Source organism: Streptomyces sp. NPDC034037 (assembly GCF_055575715.1).
Genome location: NZ_JBVISC010000001.1, coordinates 1,079,053 through 1,103,555 on the forward strand (window position 1 = coordinate 1,079,053; position 24,503 = coordinate 1,103,555).

The 24,503-nt window shown below is 70.7% G+C and carries 21 protein-coding genes and 1 tRNA gene; 18 read left to right on the top strand and 4 right to left on the bottom strand.

The genetic code is table 11. The annotated features are described in order from the left end of the window. The first annotated feature begins 11 nt into the window (after window positions 1–11). From ACZ516_RS04840 to ACZ516_RS04875, 8 genes are all read left to right on the top strand, one after another. Window positions 12–2,006, top strand: a complete 1,995-nt coding sequence (locus ACZ516_RS04840) for an acetyl/propionyl/methylcrotonyl-CoA carboxylase subunit alpha (RefSeq protein WP_469008730.1) — start codon at window positions 12–14, stop codon at window positions 2,004–2,006. Then, complete coding sequence (locus tag ACZ516_RS04845; protein ID WP_469008497.1) at window positions 2,003–2,959, top strand: hydroxymethylglutaryl-CoA lyase; 957 nt, start codon at window positions 2,003–2,005, stop codon at window positions 2,957–2,959. The genes ACZ516_RS04840 and ACZ516_RS04845 overlap by 4 nt, the downstream gene beginning before the upstream one ends. Window positions 2,960–2,966: 7 nt before the next feature. After that, entirely contained in the window at window positions 2,967–4,121 is a 1,155-nt protein-coding gene (locus ACZ516_RS04850; protein WP_469008499.1) for an acyl-CoA dehydrogenase family protein, read from the top strand. Window positions 4,122–4,251: 130 nt separating this feature from the next. Then, the gene (locus ACZ516_RS04855) at window positions 4,252–5,310 is read left to right on the top strand and encodes an ABC transporter substrate-binding protein (RefSeq protein WP_361075973.1); all 1,059 of its coding nucleotides are present in this window, start codon (window positions 4,252–4,254) and stop codon (window positions 5,308–5,310) included. A 211-nt stretch (window positions 5,311–5,521) separates the two neighbouring features. After that, a complete protein-coding gene (locus ACZ516_RS04860; protein ID WP_469008501.1) occupies window positions 5,522–6,964 on the top strand; it encodes a pyridoxal phosphate-dependent decarboxylase family protein in 1,443 nt (480 codons plus the stop codon). After that, window positions 6,948–8,255, top strand: coding sequence for a lysine N(6)-hydroxylase/L-ornithine N(5)-oxygenase family protein (locus tag ACZ516_RS04865; protein WP_469008502.1), 1,308 nt, complete (start codon window positions 6,948–6,950; stop codon window positions 8,253–8,255). Before ACZ516_RS04860 ends, ACZ516_RS04865 begins: the two co-directional genes overlap by 17 nt. Further along, a complete protein-coding gene (locus ACZ516_RS04870) occupies window positions 8,252–8,815 on the top strand; it encodes a GNAT family N-acetyltransferase (protein WP_358696688.1) in 564 nt (187 codons plus the stop codon). Before ACZ516_RS04865 ends, ACZ516_RS04870 begins: the two co-directional genes overlap by 4 nt. Further along, the gene (locus ACZ516_RS04875) at window positions 8,812–10,578 is read left to right on the top strand and encodes an IucA/IucC family protein (RefSeq protein ID WP_469008505.1); all 1,767 of its coding nucleotides are present in this window, start codon (window positions 8,812–8,814) and stop codon (window positions 10,576–10,578) included. Before ACZ516_RS04870 ends, ACZ516_RS04875 begins: the two co-directional genes overlap by 4 nt. A gap of 47 nt (window positions 10,579–10,625) precedes the next feature. Here the strand turns inward: ACZ516_RS04875 and ACZ516_RS04880 are convergent, their stop codons facing one another. Next, entirely contained in the window at window positions 10,626–12,245 is a 1,620-nt protein-coding gene (locus ACZ516_RS04880; RefSeq protein ID WP_469008506.1) for a beta-N-acetylhexosaminidase, read from the bottom strand. Window positions 12,246–12,462: 217 nt separating this feature from the next. Here ACZ516_RS04880 and ACZ516_RS04885 point away from each other — a divergent pair, with 217 nt between their 5' ends. Both ACZ516_RS04885 and glmS read left to right on the top strand, forming a co-directional pair. After that, window positions 12,463–12,720, top strand: coding sequence for a hypothetical protein (locus ACZ516_RS04885; protein ID WP_358586805.1), 258 nt, complete (start codon window positions 12,463–12,465; stop codon window positions 12,718–12,720). A 10-nt stretch (window positions 12,721–12,730) separates the two neighbouring features. After that, window positions 12,731–14,548, top strand: coding sequence for a glutamine--fructose-6-phosphate transaminase (isomerizing) (gene glmS / locus ACZ516_RS04890; RefSeq protein ID WP_358696695.1), 1,818 nt, complete (start codon window positions 12,731–12,733; stop codon window positions 14,546–14,548). 122 nt (window positions 14,549–14,670) lie between these two features. Here glmS and ACZ516_RS04895 read toward each other — a convergent pair whose 3' ends face one another. Further along, window positions 14,671–15,195, bottom strand: coding sequence for a universal stress protein (locus tag ACZ516_RS04895; RefSeq protein ID WP_358586801.1), 525 nt, complete (start codon window positions 15,193–15,195; stop codon window positions 14,671–14,673). 366 nt (window positions 15,196–15,561) lie between these two features. Between ACZ516_RS04895 and ACZ516_RS04900 the strand changes: the two genes are divergently transcribed. The 4 genes from ACZ516_RS04900 (at window position 15,562) to ACZ516_RS04915 (ending at window position 18,372) form a co-directional block, all read left to right on the top strand. After that, entirely contained in the window at window positions 15,562–15,933 is a 372-nt protein-coding gene (locus ACZ516_RS04900) for a hypothetical protein (protein ID WP_361075985.1), read from the top strand. A 414-nt stretch (window positions 15,934–16,347) separates the two neighbouring features. After that, complete coding sequence (locus ACZ516_RS04905) at window positions 16,348–17,577, top strand: GlxA family transcriptional regulator (RefSeq protein WP_358586797.1); 1,230 nt, start codon at window positions 16,348–16,350, stop codon at window positions 17,575–17,577. A 10-nt stretch (window positions 17,578–17,587) separates the two neighbouring features. Next, the gene (gene orn / locus ACZ516_RS04910; protein ID WP_358586795.1) at window positions 17,588–18,190 is read left to right on the top strand and encodes an oligoribonuclease; all 603 of its coding nucleotides are present in this window, start codon (window positions 17,588–17,590) and stop codon (window positions 18,188–18,190) included. Window positions 18,191–18,299: 109 nt separating this feature from the next. Next, window positions 18,300–18,372: transfer RNA gene (locus tag ACZ516_RS04915), tRNA-His, on the top strand. 207 nt (window positions 18,373–18,579) lie between these two features. Here the strand turns inward: ACZ516_RS04915 and ACZ516_RS04920 are convergent. Further along, complete coding sequence (locus tag ACZ516_RS04920) at window positions 18,580–19,149, bottom strand: flavoprotein (RefSeq protein ID WP_469008509.1); 570 nt, start codon at window positions 19,147–19,149, stop codon at window positions 18,580–18,582. A gap of 131 nt (window positions 19,150–19,280) precedes the next feature. Here ACZ516_RS04920 and ACZ516_RS04925 point away from each other — a divergent pair, with 131 nt between their 5' ends. The 3 genes from ACZ516_RS04925 (at window position 19,281) to ACZ516_RS04935 (ending at window position 21,547) form a co-directional block, all read left to right on the top strand. Further along, window positions 19,281–20,459 carry a helix-turn-helix domain-containing protein gene (locus ACZ516_RS04925; RefSeq protein WP_469008510.1) on the top strand — a complete coding sequence of 393 codons (1,179 nt, stop codon included), beginning with the start codon at window positions 19,281–19,283 and terminating at the stop codon, window positions 20,457–20,459. 92 nt (window positions 20,460–20,551) lie between these two features. Then, window positions 20,552–21,127: a hypothetical protein gene (locus ACZ516_RS04930; protein WP_469008512.1), complete on the top strand. Its 576-nt coding sequence runs from the start codon at window positions 20,552–20,554 to the stop codon at window positions 21,125–21,127. 15 nt (window positions 21,128–21,142) lie between these two features. Further along, on the top strand, window positions 21,143–21,547 hold the full coding sequence (locus tag ACZ516_RS04935) for a hypothetical protein (RefSeq protein ID WP_469008513.1): 405 nt from the start codon (window positions 21,143–21,145) through the stop codon (window positions 21,545–21,547). Between the two features lie 289 nt (window positions 21,548–21,836). On the opposite strand, the gene ACZ516_RS04940 is transcribed toward ACZ516_RS04935, so the two are convergent. Further along, window positions 21,837–22,892, bottom strand: coding sequence for a LacI family DNA-binding transcriptional regulator (locus ACZ516_RS04940; RefSeq protein ID WP_361075989.1), 1,056 nt, complete (start codon window positions 22,890–22,892; stop codon window positions 21,837–21,839). A gap of 300 nt (window positions 22,893–23,192) precedes the next feature. Between ACZ516_RS04940 and ACZ516_RS04945 the strand changes: the two genes are divergently transcribed. Then, window positions 23,193–24,503 (top strand): ABC transporter substrate-binding protein, encoded by a 1,311-nt coding sequence (locus tag ACZ516_RS04945; protein ID WP_361075992.1) that lies wholly within the window; start codon window positions 23,193–23,195, stop codon window positions 24,501–24,503.

A 24,503-nucleotide genomic window follows, 5' to 3' on the forward strand; every position in this document is an offset into this window, starting at 1 on the left:
AACGAATGACGATGTTCGACACGGTCCTGGTCGCCAACCGGGGCGAGATCGCGGTCCGCGTCATCCGCACGCTGCGCGCGCTGGGCATCCGCTCGGTCGCGGTGTTCAGCGACGCGGACGCGGACGCCCGCCATGTGCGCGAGGCCGACACCGCCGTACGGATCGGGCCGCCGCCGGCCGCCGAGAGCTATCTGTCCGTGGAGCGGATCCTCGGGGCGGCGGACGCCTCCGGCGCCCAGGCGGTCCACCCCGGCTACGGATTCCTCGCGGAGAACGCCGCGTTCGCGCAGGCCTGCGCCGACGCCGGCCTCGCCTTCATCGGGCCCCCCGCCCCCGCGATCGACCTGATGGGCGACAAGATCCGCGCCAAGGAGACCGTGCGGGCGGCCGGCGTCCCGGTCGTCCCCGGCTCCAGCGGAAGCGGCCTGAGCGACGCCGAACTGGCCGCCGCGGCCCGCGAGATCGGCACGCCCGTCCTCCTCAAGCCGAGCGCGGGCGGTGGCGGCAAGGGCATGCGCCTGGTGCGGGACGAGGCCCTCCTCGCCGAGGAGATCGCGGCGGCCCGCCGCGAGGCCCGCGCCTCCTTCGGTGACGACACCCTCCTCGTCGAGCGGTGGGTCGACCGCCCCCGGCACATCGAGATCCAGGTCCTCGCGGACGGCCACGGGAACGTGGTCCACCTAGGCGAGCGCGAATGTTCCCTCCAGCGCCGCCACCAGAAGCTCATCGAGGAGGCGCCCAGCGTCCTGCTGGACGAGGCCACCCGCGCCGCGATGGGCGAGGCGGCGGTCCAGGCAGCCCGCTCCTGCGGCTACACCGGCGCGGGCACGGTGGAGTTCATCGTCCCCGGCAAGGACCCCTCCTCGTACTACTTCATGGAGATGAACACCCGCCTCCAGGTGGAGCACCCCGTCACGGAGCTGGTCGTCTCCCTCGGGCAGGCCGCCTCCGGGCGCGGTCTCGACCTGGTCGAGTGGCAGCTGCGGGTGGCCGCCGGGGAGCCCCTGCCCTTCACCCAGGACGACATCACCCTGACCGGGCACGCCGTGGAGGCCCGGATCTGCGCCGAGACCGTGTCCGTCAAGGCCGGCGCGCGCGGGTTCCTGCCCTCGGGCGGCACGGTCCTCTCCCTGCGCGAGCCGCAGGGCGACGGCGTGCGCACCGACTCGGGCCTCAGCGAGGGCACGGAGGTCGGCAGCCTCTACGACCCGATGCTCTCCAAGGTCATCGCCTACGGCCCCGACCGGGCCACGGCCCTGCGCCGGCTGCGGGCCGCCCTCGCCGAGACGGTCACCCTGGGCGTGCCGACCAACGCGGGCTTCCTGCGCAGGCTCCTCGCCCACCCGGCGGTGGTGGCGGGCGACCTCGACACCGGCCTCGTGGAGCGCGAGGTGGACACCCTGGTCCCGGACGGCGTGCCCGACGAGGTGTACGAGGCGGCGGCAGCGGTGCGCGAAGCCGCCCTCGCCCCCGCGCCGGACGGCTGGACGGACCCTTTCTCCGTGCCGAGCGGCTGGCGGCTCGGCGGCACCCCGGCGCCCGTGACGCACTGGCTCCAGGCCGCGGGACTCGAACCCGTCACGCACCGGTTGCGCGGCAGCGGCCACACCGTCACCGCGGACCGGGTGCACGTCACGGTGGACGGCGTCCGGCACACCTTCCACCGCGCGGGCGACTGGCTCGGCCGCGACGGCGACGCCTGGCACGTGCGGGACCACGACCCGGTGGAGGCGAGCCTGACCGGCGCCGCGCACGCCGGGGCCGACGCGCTGACCGCCCCCATGCCGGGCACCGTCACGGTCGTGAAGGTCTCCCCCGGGGACCAGGTGAGCGCCGGTCAGAGCCTGCTCGTGGTCGAGGCGATGAAGATGGAGCACGTCATCTCCGCCCCGCACGCCGGTACGGTCACCGAGCTGGACGTCACCCCGGGCTCGACGGTCGCCATGGACCAACTGCTCGCCGTGGTGACCCCGGCCGACGAGACGACCGAGGAGGGCCGGGCATGACCACCGCGAGCGCACCCGGCGGGCTGCCCATGAGGGTGCCGGGCGAGGGCCTGCCCGCCCGCGTCCGCATCCACGAGGTCGGCGCCCGCGACGGCCTGCAGAACGAGAAGTCGGTGGTCCCCACCGAGATCAAGGCGGAGTTCGTCCACCGCCTGGCCGGCGCGGGCCTGACCACCATCGAGGCGACCAGCTTCGTGCACCCCAAGTGGGTGCCCCAACTGGCCGACGCCGAGCGGCTCTTCCCGCTCCTCGGCGACCTGCCGGGCGTGCACCTGCCGGTCCTCGTGCCGAACGAGCGCGGCCTGGACCGCGCCCTGGCGCTCGGCGCCCACCGCGTCGCCGTCTTCGCCAGCGCCACCGAGTCCTTCGCCAAGGCCAACCTCAACCGCACGGTGGACGAGGCCCTCGCCATGTTCGACCCGGTGGTCTCCCGCGCGCGGGAGCAGCGGATGCACGTGCGCGGCTATCTGTCGATGTGCTTCGGGGACCCCTGGGAGGGCCCGGTGCCCGTCGACCAGGTCGTGCGCGTCTGCCGCGCCCTGCTCGACATGGGGTGCGACGAGCTGAGCCTCGGCGACACCATCGGCGTGGCCACGCCCGGCCATGTGGGCGCCCTGCTCACCGCGTTGGGCGAGGCGGGCGTGCCGGTCGAGCGCGTCGGCGTGCACTTCCACGACACGTACGGCCAGGCGCTCGCCAACACCCTGGCCGCCCTCCAGCGGGGCGTGACGACGGTGGACGCCTCCGCGGGCGGCCTCGGCGGCTGCCCGTACGCCAAGAGCGCCACCGGGAACCTCGCCACCGAGGACCTCGTGTGGATGCTGCACGGCCTCGGCATCGACACCGGCGTCGACCTCGGCCGCCTCAGCGCCACCAGCGCCTGGATGGCCGGCCACCTCGGCCGGCCCAGCCCGTCCCGCACCGTCCGCGCCCTGACCCACCAGGAGCAGTGAGAATACGATGGACCACCGTCTGAGCCCCGAGCACGAGGAACTGCGCCGCACCGTCGAGGCGTTCGCGCACGACGTCGTCGCCCCGAAGATCGGCGACTTCTACGAACGCCACGAGTTCCCCTACGAGATCGTCCGCGAGATGGGCCGCATGGGCCTGTTCGGCCTGCCCTTCCCGGAGGAGTACGGCGGGATGGGCGGCGACTACTTCGCGCTCGGCATCGCCCTGGAGGAGCTGGCCCGCGTCGACTCCTCGGTGGCGATCACCCTGGAGGCGGGCGTCTCGCTCGGCGCGATGCCGCTGCACCTGTTCGGCAGCGAGGAGCAGAAGCGGCAGTGGCTGCCCCGGCTGTGCGCCGGTGAGGTGCTCGGCGCGTTCGGGCTCACGGAGCCGGACGGCGGTTCGGACGCGGGCGGCACCCGCACCACGGCGGTGCGGGACGGCGACGAGTGGGTGATCAACGGCTCGAAGTGCTTCATCACCAACTCCGGTACGGACATCACCGGTCTGGTCACGGTCACCGCCGTCACCGGTCGCAAGCCGGACGGCCGGCCGCTGATCTCCTCGATCATCGTGCCCTCGGGCACCCCGGGCTTCACGGTCGCGGCGCCGTACTCGAAGGTCGGCTGGAACGCCTCGGACACCCGTGAGCTGTCCTTCTCCGACGTCCGCGTGCCGCTCGCCAACCTCCTGGGCGAGGAGGGCCGCGGCTACGCGCAGTTCCTGCGCATCCTGGACGAGGGCCGGGTGGCGATCTCCGCGCTGGCCACCGGGCTCGCCCAGGGCTGTGTGGACGAGTCGGTGAAGTACGCCAAGGAGCGGCACGCGTTCGGCAGGCCGATCGGGGCGAACCAGGCCATCCAGTTCAAGCTCGCCGACATGGAGACGCGGGCGCACATGGCCCGGGTCGGCTGGCGGGACGCGGCCTCGCGCCTTGTGGCCGGGGAGCCGTTCAAGAAGGAGGCGGCCATCGCCAAGCTGTACTCCTCCACGGTCGCCGTGGACAACGCCCGCGAGGCCACCCAGATCCACGGCGGGTACGGCTTCATGAACGAGTACCCGGTGGCCCGCATGTGGCGGGACTCCAAGATCCTGGAGATCGGCGAGGGCACCAGCGAGGTGCAGCGCATGCTCATCGCGCGGGAGCTGGGGTTCGCGGGCTGACCACCGGCGCCTTCGGGGCGGTGCGGCGGGGAGGGGACCCCTGGAGTCGAAGTGAGCTTAGGCTAGCCTAAGCTCTACTTCCGGCCAGTGGCCCCGAGCCGCCGCACCGTCACGAAAGCAGAGAACCCACATGTCCCAGCCCCGTCCGACCCAGCTCTCCCGCCGCGGCATCCTCGCCGCCGGCGGCGCCCTCGGCCTCACCGCCGTCCTGGCGGCCTGCGGCAACGACAAAAAGGACGGGGACACCAAGGCCGACGGCGGCGCGGCCAAGTCCGGCCCCTGGAGCTTCAAGGACGACCGCGGCAAGACCGCCGAGCGCGACAAGACGCCGAAGAACATCGTCGCCTTCACCGGCGTCGCCGCCGCCCTCTTCGACTACGGCATCGAGTGCAAGGGCGTCTTCGGCCCGACGAAGACCGGGGACGGCAAGCCCGACGTCCAGGCCGGCGACATGGACATCAGCAAGCTGACGATCATCGGCAACGAATGGGGCCAGTTCAGCGTCGAGAAGTACGCCTCCCTCGCGCCCGATGTGCTGATCTCCACGATGTTCGACGCCAAGGGCACCCTCTGGTACGTGCCGGAGGAGAACGCGGGCAAGGTCGACAAGCTCGCCCCCAGCGTCGGCATCAGCGTCTACGACCGCCAGATGACCCAGCCCCTCCAGCGCATCCTCGCGCTCGCGGAGTCGCTCGGCGCGGACGTGAAGGCGGACAAGGTCGCCAAGGCGAAGAAGCGCTTCGAGGACGCCTCCGAGCGGCTGCGCAAGGTGGCCAAGGCCCACAAGGACATCAAGGTGCTCGTGGGCTCCGCGAGCCAGGAGCTGTTCTACGTCTCCGGTTCGGACCTCTCGGCGGACCTGGAGTACTTCAAGGCGCTCGGCGTGAACCTCGTCGAGCCGCCGGAGAAGGCCAAGAAGGCCTCCGGCGGCTGGTTCGAGAACCTGAGCTGGGAGAACGTCGACCAGTACCACGCGGACATCATCATGATGGACAACCGCACCTCCGCCATCCAGCCGGACGTCCTGGACAAGTCCAAGCCGACCTGGAAGAAGCTGCCCGCCGTCAAGGCCGGACAGGTCATCCCGCGCGTCACGGAGCCGATCTTCTCGTACGACAAGTGCGCCCCGATCCTGGAGGACCTCGCGGACGCGATCGAGAAGGCGAAGAAGCTCAAGAAGACCGCCTGAGCCGGCCGGGCGCCCGTCCCGACCCCCGCGTCACCAGCCGCCCCTTCCGCCTTCGGAGGGGGCGGCTCCGCTTTTGTGACGCATGGGGACCCCCGGGGTTCAAGGGGTAACCAACTTAGGTTAGGCTACCCTTAGTTCCACGCCGGGTCCCCGCTCCCCACGCTCCTGTCCCCGAGGGCCCGGCCAAGTCCCCTCACCTGGAGGACAGTTCATGCGCTCGCACCTGCTCAACGACACCACCGCGGAGCGGTACCGCAGCTCCGTGACCGAAGGGGTCGAGCGGGTGGCGGCCCGACTCGCCACCACCTCCCGTCCGTTCAGCGGCATCTCCGTCGACGAGCTCGCCCCCCGCGTGGCGGCCGTCGACCTGGACGAGCCCCTGCACGACACCATCGCCGCGCTCGACGAACTCGACGAGCTGTACCTGCGCGACGCGGTCTACTTCCACCATCCGCGCTATCTCGCCCACCTCAACTGCCCGGTCGTCATCCCCGCCCTCCTGGGCGAGGCGGTGCTCTCCGCCGTCAACTCCTCGCTCGACACCTGGGACCAGTCCGCGGGCGGCACCCTCATCGAGCGCCGCCTGATCGACTGGACCTGCGAGCGCATCGGCCTCGGCCCGGCCGCCGACGGGGTGTTCACCAGCGGCGGCACCCAGTCCAACCTCCACGCCCTGCTGCTCGCCCGCGAGGAGACCAAGGAGCGGGACCCCGCCCGCATCCGCATCCTCGCCTCCGAGGTCGGGCACTTCAGCGTCCAGAAGGCGGCCCGGCTGCTCGGCCTCGGCGAGGACGCCGTCGTGGTGATTCCCACCGACCGGACCAAGCGCATGCGGACCGTGGCGCTCGCGCGCGAGCTGGAGCGCTGCCGGCGCGAGGGCCTCTCCCCCATGGCCGTCGTCGCCACCGCGGGCACCACCGACTTCGGCTCCATCGACCCGCTGCCCGAGATCGCCGAGCTGTGCGCGCAGTACGGCACCTGGCTGCACGTGGACGCGGCGTACGGCTGCGGGCTGCTCGCCTCCCGCAAGAACCGGCACCTCCTCGACGGCATCGAGCACGCCGACTCCGTCACCGTGGACTACCACAAGTCCTTCTTCCAGCCGGTGAGTTCCTCGGCGGTGCTGGTGCGCGACCGGGCGACGCTGTCCCACGCGACGTATCACGCGGAGTACCTCAACCCGCGCCGCATGGTGCAGGAGCGCATCCCCAACCAGGTCGACAAGTCCCTCCAGACGACCCGCCGCTTCGACGCCCTGAAGCTGTGGATGACGCTGCGCGTGATGGGCGCCGACGGCATCGGCGACCTCTTCGACGAGGTCTGCGACCTGGCCACCGAGGGCTGGAAGCTGCTCGCCGCCGACCCCCGCTTCGACGTCGTGGTCGAGCCGCAGCTCTCCACGCTCGTCTTCCGCTACATCCCCGTCGCGATCTGCGACCCCTCCGCGATCGACCGCGCCAACCTCTACGCCCGCAAGGCGCTGTTCGCCTCCGGTGACGCGGTCGTCGCGGGCACCAAGGTGGGCGACCGCCAGTACCTGAAGTTCACCCTGCTCAACCCCGAGACCACCACCGCCGACATCACGGCTGTCCTCGATCTGATCGCCGGCCACGCCGAGCAGTACCTGGGAGAGAACCTTGACCGCGCCTGCTGACCCCCACCAGCCGCCCGCGACGCACGACTTCATCGGCATCGGCCTCGGCCCCTTCAACCTCGGCCTCGCCTGCCTGACCGAACCGCTGGACGAGCTGAACGGCCTGTTCCTGGAGTCCAAGCCCGACTTCGAGTGGCACTCCGGGATGTTCCTGGAGGGCGCCCACCTCCAGACGCCGTTCATGTCGGACCTGGTCACCCTGGCCGACCCGACATCGCCGTACTCCTTCCTCAACTACCTGAAGGAATCGGGGCGGCTGTACTCCTTCTACATCCGCGAGAACTTCTACCCGCTGCGCACCGAGTACAACGACTACTGCCGCTGGGCCGCGGCCCGGCTCTCCTCGATCCGCTTCAGCACGACGGTCGAGGAGGTCACCCACGAGGACGGCCTGTACGTCGTGCGGACCACCGCCGGTGACCTGTTCCGCGCCCGCCGCCTCGTCCTCGGCACCGGCACACCGCCGCACCTGCCCGAGGCCTGCGACGGCCTGGGCGGCGACGCCATCCACAACTCGCGCTACCTCCAGAGCAGGGCGGAGCTGCGGAAGAAGGAGTCAATCACGCTCGTCGGCAGCGGCCAGTCCGCCGCCGAGATCTACTACGACCTGCTGAGCGAGATCGACGTCCACGGCTACCGGCTGAACTGGGTCACCCGCTCGCCCCGCTTCTTCCCCCTCGAATACACCAAGCTGACGCTGGAGATGACCTCTCCGGAGTACATCGACTACTTCCACGCGCTGCCCGAGGCGACCCGCTACCGCCTGGAGACCCAGCACAAGGGCCTGTTCAAGGGCATCGACGGCCAGCTGATCAACGCCATCTTCGACCTGCTCTACCAGAAGAGCCTCACCGGGCCCGTCCCGACCCGGCTGCTGACCAACACCGCGCTGACCGAGGCGAGTTACGACAGCACGGACCGCACGTACACGCTGGGGCTGCGCCAGGAGGAGCAGGGCAAGGAGTTCCGGCTGCGCACCCAGGGCCTGATCCTCGCCACCGGCTACCGCTACCAGGTGCCCGACTTCCTCGCGCCGGTCCACGACCGCATCCGCTGGGACGGCCGAGGCCGCTACGACGTGGCGCGCAACTACAGCATCGACACCACCGGGCACGGCATCTTCGTGCAGAACGCCTCCGTCCACACCCACTCGATCACCAGCCCCGACCTCGGCATGGGCGCGTACCGCAACGCGTCCATCATCCGCGAGCTGACCGGCCGCGAGGTGTACCCGGTCGAGAAGTCCATCGCGTTCCAGGAGTTCGCGGCACCCGAGGGAGTCCTGATATGACCGCCGACCGCCACGCGAGCGGCGACTTCACGTTCCGCCCGCTCGACCCCCTGTCCGACGCCGAGCTGCTGCACGGCTGGGTCACGCACCCCAAGGCCTCGTTCTGGATGATGCAGGACGCGTCCCTGCCCGACGTCGAGCGCGAGTACATGGCCATCGCCGCCGCCGAGCACCACGACGCCTTCCTCGGCCTGCACAAGGGGGTGCCGTCGTTCCTGATGGAGCGCTACGACCCCCGGTACGTCGAACTCGTCGGCCTCTACGAGCCGCTGCCCGGCGACGTCGGCATGCACTTCCTCACCGCGCCCTCCGACGTCCGCATCCCCGGCTTCACCCGCGGTGTGATCACCGCCGTGATGCGGGAGCTGTTCGCCGACCCGGCGACGCGGCGGGTCGTGGTCGAACCGGACGTGCGCAACACGGCCGTGCACGCCCTCAACGAAACCGTCGGGTTCCGGCCCGAGGCGGTCATCCAAAAGCCGGAGAAGGAAGCCCTGCTGAGCTTCTGCACCCGCGAGCAGTTCGAAGCAGCAGTACGTGAAAGGGAACTGGCGATATGACCCTGTCCGACGCCGTGGCGCACCTGACCCCGGAGCGCTGGGCCACAGCCAACCGCCTGCTCGTGCGCAAGGCACTCGCCGAGTTCGCCCACGAACGCCTGCTCACCCCCGAGCCGCTGGGCGAGGGCGCGTACGTGGTCCGCTCCGACGACGGCCTGACCCGCTACCGCTTCACCGCCCGGGTGCTGCGCCTCGACCACTGGCAGATCGACGCCGAGTCGATCACCCGCCACCGCGACGGCACCGAACTCCCGCTGGACATGCTGGAGTTCTGCACCGAGCTGCGCGGCGCGCTGGGTCTGAGCGACGCCATCCTGCCGGTGTACCTGGAGGAGATCTCCTCCACCCTCTCCGGCACCTGCTACAAGCTCACCAAGCCCGCCCTGTCCGCCGCCGAGCTGTCCCGCGCCGGCTTCCAGGAGATCGAGACGGGCATGACCGAGGGCCACCCCTGCTTCGTCGCGAACAACGGACGGCTCGGCTTCGGTGTGCACGAGTACCTCTCGTACGCTCCCGAGACCGCGAGCCCCGTACGCCTGATCTGGCTGGCGGCGCGCAAGGACCGGGCGGCGTTCACGGCGGGCGCCGGCCTCGACCACGAGTCGTTCTTCCGCGCCGAGCTGGGCGAGGAGACCCTGGCCCGCTTCGGGCGCGTCCTCACCGACCAGGGGCTCGACCCCGAGGAGTACCTGCTCATCCCCGTCCACCCCTGGCAGTGGTGGAACAAGCTGTCGGTGACCTTCGCCGCCGAGGTGGCCCGGCAGCGCCTCGTCTGCCTCGGCGAGGGCGACGACGAGTACCTCGCACAGCAGTCGATCCGCACCTTCCTCAACCGGACCTCCCCCGAGAAGCATTACGTGAAGACGGCCCTGTCCGTCATCAACATGGGCTTCATGCGCGGCCTCTCGGCGGCGTACATGGAGGCGACCCCGGCGATCAACGACTGGCTGGCGCAGCTCGTCGAGACCGACGAGACGCTGCGCGGGACGGGCCTGACGATCATCCGCGAGCGCGCCGCCGTCGGCTACCGCCACCTGGAGTACGAGGCCGCCACCGACCGCTACTCCCCCTACCGCAAGATGCTCGCCGCGCTGTGGCGCGAGAGCCCGGTGGCGTCCCTCGGCGAGGGCGAGCAGCTGGCCACGATGGCCTCGCTGCTGCACGTCGACCGCGACGGCGCGAGCTTCGCGGGGGCCCTCGTCGCACGCTCGGGCCTTACCCCGACCGAGTGGCTGCGCCGCTATCTGCACGCCTACCTCACGCCGCTGCTGCACAGCTTCTACGCCTACGACCTGGTCTTCATGCCGCACGGCGAGAACGTGATCCTGGTCCTGAAGGACGGCGTCGTCCAGCGCGCGATCTTCAAGGACATCGCCGAGGAGATCGCGGTGATGGACCCGGACGCGGTCCTTCCGCCGGTCGTGGAGCGCATCCGCGTGGAGGTCCCCGAGGACAAGAAGCTCCTGTCGATCTTCACGGACGTCTTCGACTGCTTCTTCCGCTTCCTGTCGGCGAACCTCGTCACCGAGGGCCTCATCGACGAGGACGCGTTCTGGGCAGCCGTCGCGGAGTGCGTCACCGCCTACCAGGAGGCGACGCCGCACCTGGCGGACAAGTTCCGGCGGTACGACCTGTTCGCCCCGGAGTTCGCGCTGTCCTGCCTGAACCGCCTCCAGCTGCGCGACAACGAGCAGATGGTGGACCTCGCGGACCCCTCGGGCGCCCTCCAGCTGATCGGGACGCTGAAGAACCCGATCGCCTGACCCGGACGGGGTCGCCGGGACGGTCCCCGGCGACCCCGTCCGCTCTCCTAGCGGGCGGGCCAGGGCACCTGCGGCGACCGGTGGTAGCCGATGCCGAGCGCGTCCCAGCGCGGGGCCTGCGCGGCGAGCCGCGTCCGGTACGCCTCCCAGTCGTGCGTGGCCGCGGGCGACCAGCCGAGTTCGGCGATCCCGGGCAGGCGCGGGAACGCCATGTGCTCCAGGTGCGCGGAGGTCGAGAGGGTCTCCGTCCACAGCGGCGCCTCGACGCCCATGACCGCGTCGGCGGGCACGCCCGGCAGGTAGGTCGCCGGGTCCCAGTCGTAGGAGCGGCGCACCTCCACGAACCCCGCCCAGTCCAGGCCGAGCGGGGTGTCCTTGGTGTACTTCATGTCGAGGTAGGAGCGGTCGGCGGGTGAGAGGACCAGCCGGGTGCCGTTCTTCGCGGCGTTCACGACCCGCTCGCGCTCGGCGGCGCCCGTCCGGTCGTAGCCCCAGTACTGCGCGACGGCGCCCTCGGCGGGTTTCGCGCCCGTGAGCTGGTGCCAGCCCAGCACCGTCTTGCCGTACTCGGCGACCATCGGCTGCACCCTGGCCATGAAGGCCGTGAAGTCCTCGTGGCTGGTGGAGTGCGCCTCGTCGCCGCCGATGTGGAGGTACTCGCCGGGCGTCATCGCGGCCAGCTCGCGGATCACGTCGTCCACGAAGTCGTACGTGACGTCCTTCTTCACGCACAGCGAGCTGAAGCCGACGGCGGTGCCGGTGTAGAGCGGCGGGGCGACGCCGTCGCAGTTCAGCTCCGCGTACGAGGCGAGGGCCGCGTTGGTGTGCCCCGGCATGTCGATCTCGGGGACGACCTCCATGTGCCGCGCGGCGGCGTACGCGACGATCTCCTTGTACTGCGCCTTCGTGTAGTGGCCGCCCGCGCCGCCGCCGACCTGCGTGGAGCCGCCGTACGTGGCCAGGCGCGGCCAGGAGTCGACGGCGATGCGCCAGCCCTGGTCGTCGCTCAGATGCAGGTGCAGCTTGTTCATCTTGTACAGCGCGGCCTGGTCGATGTAGCGCTTGACCTGGTCGACGGTGAAGAAGTGCCGGGCGACGTCGAGCATCGTGGAGCGGTAGCCGTAGCGCGGCATGTCGGTGATGGTGCCGCCCGCGATCCGCCACGGGCCGCGCTGCCCCGTCCTCTTCTCGACGGTGGCGGGCAGCTGCTGGCGCACCGTCTGCACGCCGTGGAAGAGCCCGGCGCCCGTCCAGGAGGTGATCGTGAGGGAGCCGCGCGTGGACAGGACCCGGTAGCCCTCGGCGCCGAGGGCCTTGTTCCGCGGTTCGGCGCTGATGCGCAGCCGGATGCCGTCGCCGCCCGCCCGGTCGGTGAGCGGCAGCCGGTAGCCGGTGGAGGGGCGCAGCACCTTCGCCAGGTACTCGCCGGCGCGCCGCTCCTCGGGGGTGGCGGCGCGGATGCGGGTCCGGGCGGTGATCTCGTACCCTTCGCCGCCCGCCTCGACCCGCATCGGCGCGGGGACGATCCGGCCGAGCGGGGTGAGAGGCGGCTCCGCCCGGCCCGAGGGGGTGGGGGCCGCGGCGAAGGAGGAGACGCCGGCGGCCGCCACCAGCAGCAGCGAGCCGAGCAGGCGCGAGGTCCGGGTCGTTCCGGGATGCGTTCTCACGAGCGGGTCCCTTCGACGGGGGCGCAGCTGTGGTCCATACCGTTCGAACGGTTCCCATTGGTAACCCCGCCCCCACAAGGGGTCAAGGGGAGGGGAGGAGCTGTTCCGGGAGTCCGTGTCCGCCGGGATAGTCCACCCGGACCCCATTCCGGCGCGCCTCTGCCCGATTCCGGGCAGGATTCTTGCGAAAGCGGCGAAGATCCCCCAGGATCATCGAATGCACGACGACCTGGTGGACCACCTCACCCGCAGCACCCCGCTCCAGCGGGGCGAAGCGCTGCGGGTCGTCCAGGACGTGCTCGCCTACTTCGACGAGACGACCGAGCAGTTCGTCCGTCGCCGCCACCGCGAGCTGCAGGGTCAGGGCCTGCTGAACGCGGCGATCTTCGAACAGATCTCGGCGGATCTCGCATACCGCGCGGTCGCGCCACCGGAGCTGAGCCTCCGGCAGCTGCGCCGCATCATCTACGGCTAGGACACCCTCCATGTGCGGAATCGTCGGTTACATCGGCAAGCGTGACGTCGCCCCCCTGCTCCTCGAAGGCCTCCAGCGCCTGGAGTACCGCGGCTACGACTCGGCGGGCATCGCCGTCACCGGCCCCAAGGCCACCGGCCTGAAGACGGTCAAGGCCAAGGGGCGCGTACGCGACCTCGAGGCCAAGGTGCCCGCCCGCTTCAAGGGCACCACCGGCATCGCCCACACCCGCTGGGCCACCCACGGCGCCCCCTCCGACGAGAACGCCCACCCCCACCTCTCGCAGGACGAGAAGGTCGCCGTCGTCCACAACGGCATCATCGACAACGCCTCGGAGCTGCGCGCCAAGCTCACCGCCGACGGCGTCGAGTTCCTCTCCGAGACGGACACCGAGGTCCTCACCCACCTCATCGCCCGCTCCCAGGCGGACACCCTGGAGGAGAAGGTCCGCGAGGCCCTGCGCCACATCGAGGGCACGTACGGCATCGCCGTCCTGCACGCCGACTTCAACGACCGGATCGTCGTCGCCCGCAACGGCTCCCCGGTGGTCCTCGGCATCGGCGAGAAGGAGATGTTCGTCGCCTCGGACGTCGCCGCGCTCGTCTCGCACACCCGCCAGGTCGTCACTCTGGACGACGGCGAGATGGCCACCATCAAGGCCGACGACTACCGCACCTACACCACCGAGGGCTCCCGCACGACCGCCTCGCCGACCACCGTGGAGTGGGAGGCCGAGTCGTACGACATGGGCGGCCACGACACGTACATGCACAAGGAGATCTTCGAGCAGCCCGACGCGGTCGACCGCGTCCTGCGCGGCCGCATCGACGACCGCTTCTCCACCGTGCACCTCGGCGGCCTCAACCTCGACGCGCACGACGCCCGCAAGGTGCGCCGCGTCAAGATCCTCGGCTGCGGCACCTCGTACCACGCGGGCATGATCGGCGCCCAGATGATCGAGGAGCTGGCCCGCATCCCCGCCGACGCGGAGCCGGCGTCCGAGTTCCGCTACCGCAACCCGGTCGTGGACCCCGACACCCTCTACATCGCGGTCTCCCAGTCCGGCGAGACGTACGACGTGCTCGCCGCCGTCCAGGAGCTCAAGCGCAAGGGCGCCCGTGTCCTCGGCGTGGTCAACGTCGTCGGCTCGGCGATCGCCCGGGAGGCCGACGCGGGCGTGTACGTCCACGCGGGCCCCGAGGTCTGCGTCGTCTCCACCAAGTGCTTCACGAACACCACGGTGGCCTTCGCCCTGCTCGCCCTGCACCTGGGCCGCATCCGCGACCTGTCGGTCTCCGACGGCAAGCGGATCATCGAGGGCCTGCGCAAGCTGCCCGGCCAGATCTCGGAGATCCTCAAGCAGGAGGACGAGATCAAGAAGATCGCCAAGAGCTACGCGGACGCCCGCTCGATGCTCTTCATCGGCCGCGTCCGGGGCTACCCCGTCGCCCGCGAGGCCTCCCTCAAGCTCAAGGAGGTCTCCTACATCCACGCCGAGGCCTACCCCGCCTCCGAGCTGAAGCACGGCCCGCTCGCCCTCATCGAGCCCGCGCTCCCCACGGTCGCGATCGTCCCGGACGACGACCTCCTGGAGAAGAACCGCGCCGCCCTGGAGGAGATCAAGGCCCGCAGCGGCAAGATCCTCGCCGTCGCGCACCAGGAGCAGGAGAAGGCCGACCAGACGATCCTCGTCCCGAAGAACGAGAACGAGCTGGACCCGATCCTGATGGGCATCCCGCTGCAACTCCTCGCCTACCACACGGCGTTGGCGCTCGGCCGGGACATCGACAAGCCGCGCAACCTGGCGAAGTCCGTGACCGTCGAATAGCCGGACCGGCGGGTCGAGCGGTCCGCCCCGGCAGGAGAAGTGAAGCGGCTCCCCGCGTGTGCCACCGGCGCCCGGGGAGCCGCTCCCTCAAGGGCGACGGCCGCCGCCCGGTTGACGAAGCGTCACGGAATGACGATGACGGGCCGCTGCGCCCGGCGCGCCAACCGCCCGGCGACGGAGCCGAAGATGCGCCCGACGATGCCGTGCGTGGAGCCGACGACGATCGCGTCCGCGCTGTACTCGCGGCCGACCTCCTCCAGCTCGTGGCAGATGTCGCCGCCGCGCTCGACGAGGATCCAGGGCACCTCGGCGAGATAGTCCGCGCAGGCCAGTTCGAGGCCGAGCACCTCGGTGCGGTGGTCCGGGACGTCGACGAAGACCGGCGGCTCGCACCCCGCCCACACCGTGGTGGGCAGCCGGTTGGCGACATGCACGATGATCAGGCCCGAGCCCGAGCGGTGGGCCATGCCGATGGCATAGGCGAGGGCGCGCTCACTGGAGGTCGAGCCGTCGAAGCCGACGACGACACCGTGCCGGAAGGCCGGATCGCAGGCATGACGTGGTTCTTCCGCCGCTCGGGGGGTCGCTGTCGGATCGGCGACCTGCCGCTTGCGGTCCGCGGGTTCGAAGAATTCGTGACCGGCCATGGGTGTCTCGGCGAAGGAGTCCTCTGTGGGAGGGTCGGCTGTTCGGATGCTGCGGCAGTGCAAGGACGCGGTGCAAGGACCTGGAAGGTAGTCCGGGAATCACCTTCCCAAGCCCATACCCCCAAGGGTACGGCGCCACTCCCCTCCTGCCCAGAGCCCGCGTAGAGCCCGCACGGGCTCGCGCCGGACCGCGCACAGGGCCTCCCGGCGTTCACCGGAGCATGCATGAGCCGCGCCCGGATGGCAATGGTTGCTGCCACGTACAGGCGGTTTGCGCACCCGTCCGGAGCCCGGTGCGCGCCGCACCAGTGACCGCCCGCCCGGCCGTGCGTTGAACCCCGTACGCCACCGCCGAGGGAGCACGCCGTGCCTGGAACCTCCACCACGTCCCCGCCCGCCCCCAAGGACCGCCCCGATCCCGCCCCGCGCCCCGGAAAGCCGCGGCGCGGCCCCGGAGCGGACCCGGCGGGCGACGTCGTCCGCTGGGCGGCCTTCAGCTGCGTACTGGTTCCCGTCGTCCTGGTGGGGTACGGGATCTCGCTGGCCGGAGCCGGCGGCGCGGCCCTCGGTCTGGCGGCCGTCACCGGGGTCTGCCGGGTGCTGCTGCGGCAGTCCGAGCGGGGCGCGGCGCGGCAGCTGGCGGAGCAGCGCTGCGGGCACCGCGGACGGCACGGCAGAACGGGTACGGGAGGGCACCGGGGACCCCGGCACAGCCCGGGCGGTGCGCCGGTCGACTGACCGATTCGCACACACGATCCCGTAGCTTTTCAGCCAACTTCCCCCGACGCCGATCTCCCCGGCCGAACGGGCCCTCCAGCCTCGTCCGGCCTGGGCTGAAAGGGGCCCGGAGGGCAAGCGCACCCTACGGGGACCGGCCACGGAGCGAAGGCGCACTTCCCTGTGCGGCCCACGAGTGCAACGCTTCGTGATCGAATGCTTCACGCCAAGTTGCCATGTCGACAATCTGCCGGGTGCTGAACTGGTCACCCCGGCAGCACGGGACACAGTAGATTCGATCTTGACTGTATTACGGCGGGGGACTGGTGGAGGACCGAGGGGAAACGTGCAGGAGCGACAAGCCAGGCAAGCGCGTCAAGCACGTCGAGCAGGTCAGGAACAGGGAGCCGCTACGACCGAGGGGGGTTTAGCGCCATGACTCACGACTCCATCGCAGCGCCGGAGACCACGGCCCGGAAGCTCTCCGGGCGCCGACGCCGGGAGATCGTATCGGTGCTGCTCTTCAGCGGTGGTCCCATTTTCGAGAGTTCCATACCGCTCTCCGTGTTCGGCATCGACCGGCAGGACGCGGGAGTGCCCCGATACCGGCTGCTCGTGTGCGCCGGCGAAGAGGGCCCGCTGCGGACCACCGGCGGACTGGAACTCACCGCACCACACGGCCTGGAGGCCATCGGCAGGGCGGGCACGGTCGTCGTACCGGCCTGGCGGTCGATCACGTCTCCGCCGCCGCCGGAGGCACTCGACGCGCTGCGCCGCGCGCACGAGGAGGGTGCCCGCATCGTCGGGCTCTGCACCGGCGCGTTCGTGCTCGCCGCCGCCGGCCTGCTCGACGGCCGGCCCGCGACCACCCACTGGATGTACGCGCCGACGCTCGCGAAGCGCTACCCGTCCGTGCACGTGGACCCGCGCGAGCTGTTCGTCGACGACGGGGACGTCCTGACGAGCGCCGGCACCGCGGCCGGAATCGATCTCTGTCTGCACATCGTGCGCACGGACCACGGCAACGAGGCGGCGGGCGCGCTCGCCCGCAGGCTCGTGGTGCCGCCGCGCCGGGCCGGCGGCCAGGAGCGCTACCTCGACAGGTCTTTACCCGAGGAGATCGGCGCCGACCCGCTCGCCGAGGTCGTCGCCTGGGCCCTGGAGCACCTCCACGAGCAGTTCGACGTGGAGACGCTGGCCGCGCGCGCCTACATGAGCAGGCGGACCTTCGACCGCAGGTTCCGCTCGCTCACCGGGAGCGCTCCCCTGCAGTGGCTGATCACCCAGCGGGTGCTCCAGGCGCAGCGGCTCCTGGAGACCTCCGACTACTCCGTCGACGAGGTCGCGGGCCGCTGCGGCTTCCGCTCGCCGGTCGCCCTGCGGGGCCACTTCCGGCGCCAGCTGGGCTCCTCCCCCGCCGCCTACCGGGCCGCCTACCGCGCCCGCAGGCCGCAGGGCGAGCGCGCGCTGGAGTCCGTCCCGACGGGCTCGCAGGCCATGCCCGCGCTGGTGGAAGCGGGTCCGGTGCCGACCCAGACCCGGCGCACCGCGGCCGCGAGCGCGCTCGGGGCGACGGCCTCGGTGCCCGCCGAGCCCGGCAAGCCGCACGCGGACGCGTACGCGTCGGGCCGCACTGCCCTGCCCGGCCAGAGGAGTGCGCCGTAGGGTAAGACGCATGAACGATCGCATGGTGTGGATCGACTGCGAGATGACCGGGCTCTCGTTGACGGATGACGCACTTATCGAGGTGGCCGCACTGGTCACCGACTCGGAACTGAACGTGCTCGGCGAAGGTGTGGACATCGTGATCCGCCCGCCGGACGCGGCGCTGGAGACCATGCCCGAGGTGGTGCGCGCGATGCACACCGCCTCGGGGCTCCTCGACGAGCTGGCCGGCGGCACCACGCTGGCGGACGCCGAGGAGCAGGTCCTGGCGTACGTACGTGAGCACGTCAAGGAGCCGCGGAAGGCTCCGCTGTGCGGAAACTCGGTCGGCACCGACCGCGGCTTCCTGCTGCGGGACATGGCGACGCTGGAGGAGTACCTCCACTACCGGATCGTCGACGTCTCCTCCATCAAGGAGCTGGCCCGGCGCTGGTACCCCCGGGCGTACTTCAACAGCCCGGACAAGAGCGGCAACCACCGGGCGCTCGCCGACATCCGCGAGTCCATCGCCGAGCTGCGCTACTACCGCGAGGCGATCTTCGTCCCGCAGCCCGGCCCGGACTCGGACACCGCGAAGACGATCGCGGCCAAGCACGTCCTGCCCTCGCCCTGACCCCGCGAGGCCCCCCTGTACGGGGTCCGGAAAAAGGCGTGCGCGAGCACCCCTTCGGACCCTGTACACTTTTTCTCGGCCGGTCGGAAGGAAACGAAGACCGGACATGGTGGGTGTAGCTCAGTTGGTAGAGCACCTGGTTGTGGTCCAGGTGGCCGCGGGTTCAAGTCCCGTCACTCACCCTGAAGGATCAAGGCCCGGCCTGCGAAAGCAGGCCGGGCCTTCGTCATGTCCGGAGCCGTGGCCAAACCGTGGCCAAACAAGGCCGGCCGTTCGCCCCTGGGTCCCCCAGAAGAGCAGAGTCCCGCCGGGGGGCACGGCCTGAGCCCGACGACACACCGGCTCCCGAGGCCGCACTCGATCCGGCCCACAGCCCATACCCCTGAACGTCAATCCGCCTTCGGACCCTTTCGCCGTGCCCGCTCGGCCAGTTGCCTCGCGGAGGCGAGAGCGACGTCCCACGGATACGCCTTCGGCTTCCCGGACCCCGGCGGGTTGGGCGTGAACCCGTCCTCGCCGTACAGGACCACGACACCCTGCTCCCGCAGCTCCATGATGCTGCGGTCGAGCTGGCGGTGGTGGGCGTAGGCCGCGTTCACGCACGGCATGGTCGCCGTGGGGATGCCCTTGCCGATGCCCTCGGCGACGACACCGACCACGAAGGTCGAGGTAAGGCCGAGTGCCCATGAGTTGATGCTGTTGAACGTCGCCGGGGCGAAGAGGATCACGTCCGCCTTCGGCCAGACGTCGGCCTGGCCGGGCGCCTTGTACTCGCTGCGGACCGGGTGTCCGGTGAGCGCGGCCAGGCCGTCGAGGCTCTCATCGAGCCAGCGGGCTGCCGTCGGGGTCAAGCCGAGACAGATGTCCCATCCGTCGGACTGAGCGGTCTCGATCACCTTGGCCACGTCGAAGACGGGCGGTGCTGCCGAACCGAACAGGTACAGGGTCCGTGAGGTCATGTCCTCATCCCACCCCGCGCCGTTGACCACAGGCAACCGCCCCGATCCGCACGCAACGAGGGCAGATGCCGGTCCAGCGCCCTGTAGCGCGGGTACCGTCCCAAGTGGTGAGCCAGGAACGGAGTTCCAGTATGCCCAGAGACGACCACCCCGGGGCCCGGATCGCGAAGCACCGGAAGTTGGCCGGGTACACGCAAAGCGGCTTGGCGTTGAAGATCGGCTACTCGTACAGCCTCGTTCACCAGGTGGAACGCGGCCATAAGGCGGCAAGCCCGGACTTCACGGCGGCCTGCGCTCGGGCGCTGCGCGTCGACGTCACCAGCCTGACCGGACAGCCGTACATGACCGAGCTGCAACAGGACCGCCTCGCCGAGTTGATCCGCCCCATCCGTGAATCCCTCGACCTGTACGACCTGGGGGCAGACCCCGACGTCGCCACACGCGAGACGCCCCAGCTGGTGGCGGCAGCGGACACCCTGTGCCGCCAGGTCCGGGCCACGCATCTCAACAAGGCCGCGCAGACCCTGCCCGGTCTCATCGCCGAGCTGACGACCGCGGCGTACCGCACCCCGTCCACCGAGCTGTGGGCCGCGCTCGGTTCCGCGTACCGCACAGCCCACGACGTGACGGTCAAGCTCGGTTTCCACGACCTGTCCACGATCGCCCTCGACCGCATGGACTGGACGGCACAGCGGGCGTCCGACCCGGTGCTTTCGGCCGTCCGCCAGTACATGCGCGGGCTGGTCTACCACCGCGAGGGTGAACACATCATCGGACTGCGTCTCGTGGACGCCGGCCATCGCCTTCTCGACCAGACGCGGGAGACTCCTGAGTCGTTGGCCGTGGCCGGGCAACTGCACCTCGGCGCCACTGTCATCGCCGCGCGTGCCCGCGACGAGGCCGCGGTGAAGGTCCATCTGCGGGAAGCCAAGCAGATCGCCGAGCGGGCTGGTGCCGTTGAGCACGTGCACTGGCTGTCGTTCGGGCCGACGAACTGGGCCGCACACGAGCTGTCCGCCCTGACCGAGATGGGGCAGTACGGCAAGGCCGTGGAGAAAGCGAAGAAGCTCACCATGCCTGACTCGTGGCCCACGTCCCGCCGCGCCCATGTGTGGATCGACCGGGGACGCTCGGAAATGGAGACGGGCCGCACCGAGGCGGCCCTCACGTCGATCGCCAAGGCCCGGGAGCTGGCGCCGCAGCAGACCCGCTACCACCCTGGGGCCCGCGCCACGATCGAAGGCTTGGTCTATCACCAACGCAGGACACCGGAGGCCCTGGGTCACATGTCCGCGTGGCTCGGCCTGTGACACCGACTGTCACTGAAGAGTGACAGTTACTGCCCTTGCAGGTCAGCACCCTTGTCTCACAGCTGACCGACAGACGACGGCAGGGGTGGACAGTGAGAACCCAACAAGCGGACAACGCGGTCGCGGACTGGCTCGCGCGTGCGCAACAGGCCCCCGAGCAGGCTCGGCGTGAGTGGATGGACAGAGGCATCGCGCTGCTCCCGCTCGGCCGACGCTTCGAGGCGGTCCGCCTCCCCGAACGCCTCGTGCTCGCGGCACTGTGCACGACCGACCCGCGGCAGATCGCCGTCCTGCTCGGACACGCCCTCAACGGCCCCGTCATCCACGACAACCGAGCCATGGGCGGCACGTATTACGCCCTCACACGGCCCCGCGCCGGGCGGGCGTGGGCGCACGATGCCATCGCCCCCTGCCTGGGGACAGGCACCTATCTCGGCGTACCCCGGCTCGACCGCAGGGAGCCGCCCGGCACGCACTGGACGGTCCCGCCGAGGTTCGCGGGCGATCTGTGCGAGCCGGAAAGCGTGGCGGCCCTCGTCGCCTACGGGGCCGGCACCGGGGACGGAGCAGGGACAGTGACCGAGCCACCGGTCCCCGCGCTGAAGGCGGCCCGGGTGGAGAACCATGGTCTGTCGGCGCCCGCCCCTAAACTGGCCGAGCTGCCATGAGAGGAATGATCACAAATGTACCCCGCCGACTTACAGAACTTCGCCGCTGACCTGCTGAAAAATGCCCCCGACGTCCAGCGCGTACAGCCGCTGCCCGAAGCCGGAGACACCAAGCACCCCTACGGTCTGGCCGTCACCGTCGCCGGACGCGAGACCCGGTGGCAGATGATCGGGCAGCTCGCGGAGGGTGCCAAGCACGACACCCCCACGGCCGCTGTCCACGGCGCGCCGGCACCCTTCACGGCGGCCCCGGTCACGGGAGCCCAGGACGCCTGGCTCGCCGCCGTCATCAGCGCGGCCGAGTCGCCTGAGATCGCTTCTCTGGAGGCCTGGTCGGCCCGCGAAGGCGGTGGCGACGACCAGCAGGGCGTGACGGTCGTCTGGCACAACGGCGAGAAGACTTTCATCCGCAAGATCTGATCCCTCCCGGCCGGTCAAGCCGGCCGAGCGGCGGAGTGCACCACACCAGTCAGCACCATCCCCCGACCACAGGGAGAACTGATCATGTGTGAACACCAGCGTGGCCGCCGCTTCGAGCCCGGCCTGTGTCCCGGCGTCTGCCAGCAGTGCGACGCCTACTCCTGGGTGGAACCGGGGCAGCCCATGCCGCCCCACCAGCCGAATGGCGGCGGACGCGAGATGTGTCCGGGGAGCGGCACTCCTGCCCAGTGGGGGCACACCCGCTGCCTGAGCACTCGCGGCAAGCCACTCAGGACGACGCCCGCGGGACCAGTTCCGTCGGTAGGACCAGCTGGCGGCGTTCCAGGCGGCGGGATGTGGCGGGGCGGGGGTCCGCGATTTCTGCGAGCAGCAGGTCGATCATCGCGCGGCCCATCTCCTCTATCGGCTGGCGCACGCTGGTGAGCGGGGGATCCATGTGCCGGGCGATCGCCGAGTCGTCGAAACCGACCAGCGCCACGTCGTCCGGTATGCGCCGCCCCGCCTCTCGCAGCGCCTGCCGGGCGCCCGCCGCCATCACGTCGGAGCCCGCGAACACCGCGTCCACCCCGGGGCAGGCCGCCAGCAGCTCCCGCATCGCCCGGTGCCCGCCCTCCTCCGTGAAGTCGCCCTGCGCGATCAGCCGCTCCTCGACCGGCCGGCCCGCGTCCCGCAGCGCGGCGCGGTAGCCGTCCAGGCGGCGCTGGGCCCCGTACACGTCGAGGCGGCCCGTGATGGTGGCTATGGCCGTGCGGCCGCGCGCCAGGAGGTGGTCGACGGCCGAGCAGGCCCCGGCGAAGTTGTCGGAGTCGACCGAGGGCAGCGCCTCGTCGGCGGAGCGGCGGCCGCTGATCACCGCGGGGATCTCCAGCTGGGTCAGCAGGTCGGGCAGCGGGTCGTCGGCGTGCACCGAGACCAGCAGGACGCCGTCGACGCGGTGGGCCGCGAGGTACTGGGCCAGGCGCTGGCGCCGCTGGTCGTTGCCCGCGAAGATCAGCAGCAGCTGCAGCTCGGTCTCGCTCAGCTGGGCGCCCACGCCGCGCAGCACGTCGGAGAAGTACGGCTCGGCGAAGAAGCGGGTCTCGGGCTCGGGCACCACGAGGGCGATCGCGTCGGTGCGGTTGGCGGCCAGGGCGCGGGCCGCCGTGTTGGGGACGTAGCCCAGTTCCGCCACGGCGGCCTCGACGGCGGAGCGGGTCGCCGCGCTCACCCGCGGCGAGCCGTTGATCACGCGGGAGACCGTGCCCCGCCCCACGCCCGCGCGTGCGGCGACCTCCTCCAAAGTGGGTCGTCCGCCGCTGCGGCCGCGTGCCCCGTGAGCTGCCATTGTCCGCCTCCCGTCACACTGCCCCGGCGAGGAATGTAACAGCCGGATCTTCGGCGGGCCGAGGGGTCGAGGGGCGGGTGACCCGTAACAGCCCGATAACCGAAGCCGTAACTCCCTGTCCGGTCCCTTGACACCCCCGCCGTCAGCAACCAGTCTTCAAGCAATCACCTGTGGGAGCGCTCCCACGCTACCTGAACCGTACACATCCCGCACGTTCCCCGCCCGAGCCGCAGAGTGAACCAACGGGCCCAGTAGAGCAGTTGGCCGGGGGGTCGGCACGTCAGGCAACAGGAGGACGTCATGCACACGAGTTCCCGCCGGACCCGCCGGTTGGTGACCTACGCGGCCGTGACCGCGTTGGCCACGAGCCTGCTGGCCGCTTGTTCGAGCGACGACGACAGCGACTCGGGGGGCGACGGCAAGATCACGCTCAATGTGGGCACCTTCGGTGTGCTGGGCCTCAAGCAGGCAGGTCTCTACGACGAGTACGAGAAGGCCCACCCGAACATCAGGATCAAAGAGAACGTCATCGAGCGCAACGACGCCTATTACCCGAAGCTGCTCACCCAGCTGCAGTCCGGCGCCGGGGTCAACGACGTGGCGGCCATCGAGGTCAGCAACATCACGGAGATCGTGCAGACCCAGGGTGCCAAGTTCGAGGACCTGGGCAAGGCCGAGGGCGTGGACAAGTCGGCCTACCTCGACTGGAAGTGGAAGCAGGCGACCACCGAGGACGGCAAGACGGTCGGCCTCGGCCTCGACATCGGCCCGACCGCCCTGTGCTACCGCAAGGACCTCTTCGAGAAGGCCGGGCTGCCCACCGACCGCGAGAAGCTGGCGCAGGCCTGGGCGGGCGACTGGGACAAGTACGTCGCGCTCGGCGAGAAGTACATGAAGAAGGCGCCCAAGGGCACCAGGTTCGTCGACTCCGCCTCCAGCGTGTACAACGCCGTCTTCGCCGGTGCCACCGAGCGGTACTACGACAAGAGCGGCAAGGAGATCTACGACGAGAGCCAGGGCCGCAAGGACGCCTGGGACACGGCGATGAAGGTCGCGAAGGGCGACATGTCCGCCAAGCTCAAGCAGTTCGACCCGACCTGGGACCAGGGCTTCGCCAACGGCAAGTTCGCCACCGTGGCCTGCCCCGCCTGGATGGCCGGCTACATCCAGGAGAAGACGGGCCCGGACGGCAAGGGCAAGTGGGACATGGCCAAGGCGCCCACGGACGGCAACTGGGGCGGCGCGTTCCTCGGCGTGCCGAGCGCCGGCAAGCACAAGAAGGAGGCCACCGAGCTGGCCGTCTGGCTCTCCAAGCCCGAGCAGCTCGCGAAGATCTTCGCCAAGCAGGCCAGCTTCCCCTCCACCCCGGCGGTCTACGACAAGCTGAAGCCCTCGGCGGCGACCAAGGCCTACTTCAGCGACGCGCCCATCACGCGGATCTACGCCGACATCGCGAAGAACATCCCCACGGCCGTCTACGGCCTCAAGGACGCCCAGATCGGCCAGTCCATCACCGACATCGGGGTGCTCCAGGTGGAGCAGCAGGGCAAGTCTCCCGAGGAGGGCTGGGAGGCGGCCCAGAAGGAGATCAAGGATGTTCTGGGACAGTGA